The organism is Bacillota bacterium (assembly GCA_040754675.1).
Classification (GTDB): domain Bacteria; phylum Bacillota; class Limnochordia; order Limnochordales; family Geochordaceae; genus Geochorda.
The window spans coordinates 1-7,051 of sequence record JBFMCJ010000209.1 but is presented as its reverse complement, the minus strand read 5'-3'; the positions used below and the strand labels follow the sequence as shown (position 1 = coordinate 7,051).

The following is a 7,051-nucleotide window of genomic DNA, read 5'->3' as shown; positions in this document are numbered from 1 at the left end:
GAGCCGTCCTCCAGAGTTCTTCAAACGCTTGAAGACGTTGATCGACGACCTCAGAAGCTTCGGCTACAAGTTCGCTCAGGTCGATCAGGTCCGCGAGCAGTATGTCCGCCAGGTTTCGCACCACGTAAGGGTTGTCGAGCATGCCGAGGGTTTCCGCGGAAGGCTGGGGCAGGTGCTCATCGTGGTACTGGGGACCACATTCATCGTGAGCGCTTTTCTTCTGGCCCTCCCCGCAGCCGCGATGCCGGCTCTCGTCCGGCACGGTGCGGCTCTTGTGCTTGGGCTCATGACGGCTGCTCTGGTAATGCTCGCGCTTGCGGTCGTTGGCCTCTTCTCTTCCGAGTAGTCTGGGTCGTACCTGCCCTGCACGGCGTTCTCAGCCGCTTTTGGTGCTCAACGATCAGGAGTACACCATGCCGATCCGCCTCGTCATGCCCTGAGGGCTGCTCTGCGAGATCGAGGCGTACGCTCCTTTGCGCCAACATGCCCTCGACGGGAGTGTCGTCGACGATGAGTGATGCCGCCTCGCCACCTCGCCCCGCCTGGCCGCCGGCCAAAGATGAACTGGAGCGGTTGGTCGCCGCGCACGGCGAGCTGGGCGCGGCGCGCATCTACGGCGTGAGCCGGAGCACGCTGCGGTACCAGTGTGCGAGGCTGGGCGTACGATCGCCGCACCCCAGGGGGACGAGTCTGACGGTACGGCGGGGGAGAGGCGAGGGGCCAGCACCGCCACCAGCTCCACCCCAACCGTCACCCAGTCCGGCCTCGATGGCTGCAGCCCCACCTTCCCGTTCCAGCCGCGAATTGAGCTCCCTCCAGGCCGTGCTTGACACGATCCGAGAGATCGTGCCTCCCCTCGTCCGCCGCGACGTTCCCCTTTACTCCGTGCCCGTGGGCGACGGCGACCCCGAAGAGGCGGTGGCACTCGTCTCGGATCAGCAAATCGGCCAGTTTGTCGATCCCGCTCGTATGGGCGGCCTCGGGGCGTACTCCCGCGAGTTGTTCGAGCTTCGGGCGCAACGCTGGGCTCGCAAGATCATGCGGATCGCTCGGCTCCACCAGCGGGCCTATCCGATTCGCCGTTTGCATCTGTGGTTCTTGGGTGACAACACGGAGGGAGTGCTGGTGTATCGAGGTCAGGCGTGGCACGTGGACACGGAGAAACTGCAGCAGCTCATGTTCGGGGTGTACGTGTTCGCCCAGGCCATTACGTCCCTCTTGCAGGTGTTCGAGCGCATCGAGATCGCTGGGATCCTGGGCAACCATGGGCGCGAGGGTAAGCGGGGCGAGGCGCCGCTTACTGACAACAGCGACATCTTGTTCTACTACATCCTGAGCCTGCAGCTCGCGAACTATCGCGACCGCATCTCCTGGCACGTTCCCCCGGCTCACTGGACGATCCGCGAGGTGCTGGGGCACCGTTTCTTGCTCATCCACGGCGACGAGATCAAGTCGTCGCTGGCCTACGGGATCCCCTTCTACGGCGTGAACCGGGCGGATGCTGGATACACGAAGATGCTGGCGAGCATTCGGGAGTCCTACGAATACCTGGTGCTCGGTCACTTCCACAACGCCGGTGCCATCGACTCCCCGACGGGCGAGGAGATCGTGAACGGGTCGTGGGTAGGCGGTAACGAGTACTCCATGCGGGAGAAGCGGCTGGTGAACCGCCCTGTCCAGCACTTCTTCGGAGTGCACGCAAAGCAGGGTATCACCTGGCGCTACAAGCTGAATCTGTACGAGCCGGGCGACGAGAAGATCGTGCCGAGTCGCCTGTGGTGGCCCGAGTTCGGGACGATCCTGCCGAGGGAGGGTGAGCGCGCGGCATGATGGCCCATCTGCGCTACCTGCGCTATGTGCTTCGCCACAAGTGGTACGTGTTCGTGGCGTGCCTGCGGCTCGGAGTGCCTCTTCGCCGGGCCATCCTGCACGACTGGAGCAAGTTCTTGCCATCCGAGTGGTTCCCTTACATCGAGCACTTCTACGGGCCGAACTCGATCAAGCGTGATGCTACGGGATACTACAACGCCGCAGTGGTTGGGGGCTCATTTGACAAGGCGTGGCTGTCGCATGTCCGTCGCAATGGCCACCACTGGCAGCACTGGGCGATGGTCATGGACTATGGGCCGCCGAAGCTGCTGGAGATGCCCGAACCCGCCATCCGGGAGATGGTAGCCGATTGGGTCGGTGCCGGGCGCGCCCAGGGGACGCCCGACACGCTGCGCTGGTACGAGGCGCACAAGCATCAATTGCTCCTGGCACCACGAACTCGGGAACGGGTAGAGGAGCTGCTTCGCTGGATGTCTGAGCAGGAGTGGTGGCGCAGACCCGTTGAGGAGGCAGAAGCGAGGAGGCAGGCGGCATGAGCAAGGCCCCGCAGACGTTCGAGGAAGCGTTCGATCTGGTCGCCGTGGACGCGCTCGCCGAGGCAGTGCGCTACCAGTACGTGGCGCACATGTACGGCTTCGACCCGTGCCAGGAAGAGCACCTGCTCGACGCGCTGCCCGTCATGGCCTGGCTCCGTGTGCGCCTGTGGCCCGGCCGAGGCCTGCGGTCGTGGCTGCGCGCCTGCTTCTGGGAGCGCCACCCGAAGACTGACGCCATGTGGGCGCGGCTTGCCGGCCTGGCCCTGTCGGCTCTGTCGGTCGTGGACGGCAAGCGGCCGGAGGAGAGCCTGACAGCGCTGCGCGACCTGATGGCGTCGAAGCAGCGGGATTATTCTGCTGCGAATATCCTCGACTTTGGTCAGGTTGGCTGCGTCGTCCGGGCCAACGACAAGGTGCGGCGGCTGGAGAACCTGCTGACCCGGCGCCAAGCTCCCAGGCATGAGTCGGTACGCGGTTCCTGGGCCGACCTGACGAACTACGCGCTGATCGCGCGAATGGTGAGGCGAGGCTGGTTCACGCTCCCACTTGCCGAGGCGGGAGAGAACGGGGAGGCCGAGCGCAGTGCAGCATGACGCGAGCCAGGGTAGGCGGAAGTACCGGCTCAAGCCGGTCATCGTCGAGGCCGAGCAGTGGTGGCCGGACAAGCCAGTACCGGGCGTGTTGCCCACGAAGGGCAGCACGGACTCTCTTGACGTTGCTTTTGCCCAGGCGATGGCTAGGGGCCTTAAGAGCGCGGATGAATTCTGGACGTGTGGCTACATCAGGACGGCATTGGGCGCATGCCTGGTCATGCCGGGCGACTGGGTGGTGACGGAGCCGGACGGTTCGCGGAAGGTGCTGACGCCGGAGCAGTTCGAGGCTGCCTATGAGCCCGTCCCCGAGATCCCGCTTGAGGTACTGGCAGGCCCGAAGGACGACCGCGTTGTGCGACTGGTCTGCCGCGCTGTTTGAGGTAGCGGGTATGACGGACGAGGGCTCGGAGCGTATCCTTCGTCGGGTGCGGGGGCGGCTGGAAGGGGAGAAGCACCGTGCAGCCTGAGCACCTTCCACCCCTGCGCCGCGAGGTGGCCTACGTCTCAGGCCCGTACCGCGCCGCAACCCCCCCCGGCATCTGGGCCAACATCATGCGGGCCCGCGACGTGGCGATGGATCTGTGGCGGATGGGCTACATCGCCATCTGCCCCCACCTGAACACCATGCTCTTCGACGGCATCAGAGAGGACGCCGACTGGCTCGCGGGTGACCTAGAGATCCTGCGCCGCTGCGACCTCGTCGTCCTCGTCCCGGGCTGGCGGGAGTCCGCCGGCGCCCGAGCGGAGGTGGAAGAGGCGCGGCGACGGGGGATACCCGTGTACGAGTGGGGCCGGGGGAACTCGAGCTCCTGGGGGATGAGGTGCATGCCCAAGCCGCGTAAGTGGAAGCGGGGCCGGTCGAAAAAGGCTAGGGCTGGCTGCTTGATGTGCAAGCCCTGGAAGGGGAACGGCATGAACTGGCCCGACCGGCAGGAGATGGTCTGGCGTGCGAAGGCCTGAGATGAGCTACGCGGCGCGACTGCGGCCCTGGCCGCGTGATGGGTCGGCCAGAATGCAGGATATGACGCGTCATATTTCGCCGAACCGAGCCACGACGGGCTTTGCGGGCGCTCGATGCCCCCGCCATGCGCGTAAGTACGTGCGGCGCACATAGGTCTGCGAGCCGCACGTATAGAGCGCACGTACATCCCGGGTCTAGGCCGCCTGCCCGCCCCGGGAGGTCGACCACCCGGATGAGCTCGAGCGTGGTTTAGATCTCTCCCCGCTTGCCCTCCGCCCGAGCGAGTGCCTCTGTCTCCGAGGCGGCTCCCCCTGTAGGCTCGCCCGTATTATGCGCAGGCTGAATCGCCTTCGCCCTGCGCCGAGCGACGGACATGCGTCCAAGGATGTAGACAAAGGGGGCGATGATTGCGGCTGCGATCAAGTAGCCTAATCCTGTTGCCGCAGGGTGGCCAGTTTGCGCTAGCGCGGTATAGGCCCGTATGGCCACAAAGGTGACGGCGAGCCAAGCCGTGAGAAATGGCTCGTTCCTAAGCACGGCCAGAAGTTGTTCGATGGTCATGGATAGGCTCGTTCCAGTAGCTCGGAGTCCAGATGTGAGGCTTGCTGAAATACTGGAAATGGGCGAAGGCGAAAAACGAAACTGCTCCGATTGCTCCGATGGCTGGCGTGATTCCGTACAGCGTCCTACCGAGCCCGGAAGCCAATCCTGCGGCTCCAAAGATGGCTCCCGTCATCCACAGGAAAATGACGGCTACCTTCGCCTCCCACACGAATCCACGAAACAGGTTCCAATACGTATCCCGCTTCATAGCCCTGCTGGTCCCATCCGCGGCACTGGTCACGGCGTCGGGGTTCGTGATCAGTTCTAGGAGACGGCGGATCAGCTGCTGAAAATCCTGAACTGCCTTTCGGGTTTGCGGCGACAAGTACATTCCGCGCTCTGCAAGGAATTGTTCGAACCGACCATCCATGCGTTCAAGGATCGGCACTGTGTCCGATAGTTGCGACCTTTTCTCCCATGGCGTTTTTTCGACGGCAGCTATCCACGCTGAGATATGGCGAGAAAACACCAGAAGATCGTACTGCAGGCGTGCCTCTTCGATGCTTTCCGACAGTTTGGCAAGTTGAATCTCCCAAAACCTCAATGCGGGCACGCGGAAAAAAGGCAGCCAGAACGCATACGCCACCGCGCTGGCAACAGGCGTCATTTTTGTCACCTCCTGTAACGACGGTAACCCCTATCCTAGTTCCGCCACTATCATACCACCCTGGCGGTGGATGTTCCTGCCATGTCTGTCGTTACGAACCACCGCAGTACAGGAATCGTCACAAGAGGGCATGGGTTGCAGCCCGCAGGCAGTGTCCCCCTGGAGGCGGCCATCCGCCGCGAGCTCGAGGCCGCCGCCCTCACCCGGCCGCTGCCTGTTCCGGCCGCCACTCCGCGAGCACCCGGCCGTCCCGGTCGAGCACACGGATTTCCTGCGCGGTGTGGGCGGAGTGCAGCCTCCGCACGTACCGCGCCCCGCCCCAGCTCGCGAGTCTGTCCGGGGTGATGACGAGGTAGAGCTCGCCGCGCCGGATGGCGTGCTCCGGCCGGCCGCAGGAGCCGTATGTGGCGTAGGGAAGTTGCCTTCTACCCCACAGCGTCCCCGGATTGCCCCTCCGCCTGAGTGTCGAATAGTTTCTTCCGCGCGGCCTCCTTGCTTTCCGCCATTTCCACGATGGCGCTCAGCATGCGTTGCCGCTCGTGGCGCGCCACGTACCAATCGCGAACCAACATCTCGACGAGGGCCAGGAGCTGCTCAGCTTCGTGAGGTTCCACGTCGATGATCAGGTTCACGTCCTTCTCCATGTGGGCCCCGATGTTGCCGACTTTGCGAACCGCGTCTATGGCTTGCCAAGTTAACGGATCGACCTTGTCCTGGATGGCCCTGATCTCATCGATCAGTCGGTCGCGGCTCACCTCCCAGAAGTCCCGGATAATCCCCTGGAGACAGCGCCGTGCAAGAGTGGCCGCGGCTTTCGGGCTCAGTTCTTTGATGGCGTGCGCTTCCAAATAGTCCTCGCGAACCGCTTGGGGAACGTAATCCGGTAAAGGGGCCGCGTCAGGCTGTGGAACCAGTTTCCACTTACGGGGATCATCTGCCGACCCCACCTTTGCCATCATGGCGGTCAGGGTGAACTTCCGACATGCATCGTTCGGGCACACAATGTAGTCGATTAGCAGGACATGATGGCCGTCGGCGCTGGGCAGATCGAGGTCGAGATGCCACCTCTTGCTATCGCGCTCGCGAATCGTGGCATAGGACTTGCAGAACGGGCATTGCCAACTCCCCGACGCCGAAAGCACCCCATTTCACCCCCGAGTAGGCGCTATCGCGAATGCCAAGCAACCAGTCGTCCGGTTGCGTCGCGCAGTTCCGCCGGCTCGCCCTGATTGTTCCAGACGTTCGCCCTCGTCCAGACGAGCACCCCTGGCCCCGATGTCGCGCCCGGCCCCGACCGGACGACGACCTGCCCACCGGGCCGGAGCACCGTGCCCGCCGGGAACGTGAACCGCTGGTTGCCCGTCACGCTGACGAGCACCCAGCCCGACAGATCCACAGGCTTCGTGCCCTCGTTGACGAGGACGACCTCCTCCGCCACGAGGTCAACGCTCGCTATCCGAACCCCGCCGGTCCCTGGGGCGGCGGGTGGCGACTCGGCCCACAGGCCCCGGCCGGCCTCGCGGGCCTCCCGCTGCAGCCAGCTCGACGTGTCGGACGTTGGGCGGGATCGTGAGCAGCTGCGCCCATCCGGCCCGCAGGAGTTCAGCGTTGATCATCCGGCCGTCGGCCAGGTAGACGTACGCGAGCAGTCGGCCGTACCGGTCGCGCTGCTCGACATCGAGCTCGAGACTCACGCGGGTACCGGGCGGGAGCAGCGCTTTTGTGTACGCGCTCGCCTCGGGCCCGCCGGGCTCGAGGCCAACCGTGGGGTGGACCGTCTCCGGCGTGTCGGCCCCGATGAGCCGTACCGTCTCCTCGCGGCCATCGAGGCGTACGACGAGGGTGTCACCGTCGACGACACGGACAACGGTGGCGAGCAGGTGGGCAGGTGAGGGGGCGGCAAAGGCGGCGAGGGAGGCAA

At 64.6% G+C, this 7,051-nt stretch carries 10 protein-coding genes; 6 read left to right on the top strand and 4 right to left on the bottom strand.

The features are described 5' to 3' along the window. The 6 genes from AB1609_12660 to AB1609_12635 form a co-directional block, all read left to right on the top strand. On the top strand, positions 1-346 hold a 346-nt coding region (locus AB1609_12660), incomplete at its 5' end, for a hypothetical protein (protein ID MEW6047312.1). A 164-nt stretch (positions 347-510) separates the two neighbouring features. Then, positions 511-1,830 (top strand): hypothetical protein, encoded by a 1,320-nt coding sequence (locus AB1609_12655; GenBank protein ID MEW6047311.1) that lies wholly within the window; start codon positions 511-513, stop codon positions 1,828-1,830. After that, on the top strand, positions 1,827-2,366 hold the full coding sequence (locus AB1609_12650) for a DUF5662 family protein (protein ID MEW6047310.1): 540 nt from the start codon (positions 1,827-1,829) through the stop codon (positions 2,364-2,366). The genes AB1609_12655 and AB1609_12650 overlap by 4 nt, the downstream gene beginning before the upstream one ends. Next, entirely contained in the window at positions 2,363-2,959 is a 597-nt protein-coding gene (locus AB1609_12645; GenBank protein ID MEW6047309.1) for a hypothetical protein, read from the top strand. The genes AB1609_12650 and AB1609_12645 overlap by 4 nt, the downstream gene beginning before the upstream one ends. Beyond that, entirely contained in the window at positions 2,949-3,338 is a 390-nt protein-coding gene (locus AB1609_12640; GenBank protein MEW6047308.1) for a hypothetical protein, read from the top strand. The genes AB1609_12645 and AB1609_12640 overlap by 11 nt, the downstream gene beginning before the upstream one ends. A 77-nt stretch (positions 3,339-3,415) precedes the next feature. Then, a complete protein-coding gene (locus tag AB1609_12635) occupies positions 3,416-3,919 on the top strand; it encodes a DUF1937 family protein (GenBank protein ID MEW6047307.1) in 504 nt (167 codons plus the stop codon). 530 nt (positions 3,920-4,449) lie between these two features. Here AB1609_12635 and AB1609_12630 read toward each other — a convergent pair. From AB1609_12630 to AB1609_12615, 4 genes are all read right to left on the bottom strand, one after another. Beyond that, on the bottom strand, positions 4,450-5,130 hold the full coding sequence (locus AB1609_12630; protein MEW6047306.1) for a hypothetical protein: 681 nt from the start codon (positions 5,128-5,130) through the stop codon (positions 4,450-4,452). Positions 5,131-5,555: 425 nt separating this feature from the next. Further along, a complete protein-coding gene (locus tag AB1609_12625; protein MEW6047305.1) occupies positions 5,556-6,272 on the bottom strand; it encodes a DUF4145 domain-containing protein in 717 nt (238 codons plus the stop codon). A gap of 23 nt (positions 6,273-6,295) precedes the next feature. Continuing rightward, positions 6,296-6,568 carry a lamin tail domain-containing protein gene (locus AB1609_12620; protein ID MEW6047304.1) on the bottom strand — a complete coding sequence of 91 codons (273 nt, stop codon included), beginning with the start codon at positions 6,566-6,568 and terminating at the stop codon, positions 6,296-6,298. Positions 6,569-6,572: 4 nt separating this feature from the next. Continuing rightward, positions 6,573-7,051: thermonuclease family protein (locus tag AB1609_12615; GenBank protein MEW6047303.1), on the bottom strand; the 479-nt coding region annotated here is incomplete at its 5' end.

What these genes read in the sequence shown, in the direction of transcription:
- AB1609_12655 (MEW6047311.1), top strand. Translation starts at nt 511, where the DNA reads ATGAGTGATGCCGCCTCGCCACCTCGCCCCGCCTGGCCGCCGGCCAAA.
- AB1609_12645 (MEW6047309.1), top strand. Translation starts at nt 2,363, where the DNA reads ATGAGCAAGGCCCCGCAGACGTTCGAGGAAGCGTTCGATCTGGTCGCC.
- AB1609_12630 (MEW6047306.1), bottom strand. Translation starts at nt 5,130, where the DNA reads ATGACGCCTGTTGCCAGCGCGGTGGCGTATGCGTTCTGGCTGCCTTTT.
- AB1609_12650 (MEW6047310.1), top strand. Translation starts at nt 1,827, where the DNA reads ATGATGGCCCATCTGCGCTACCTGCGCTATGTGCTTCGCCACAAGTGG.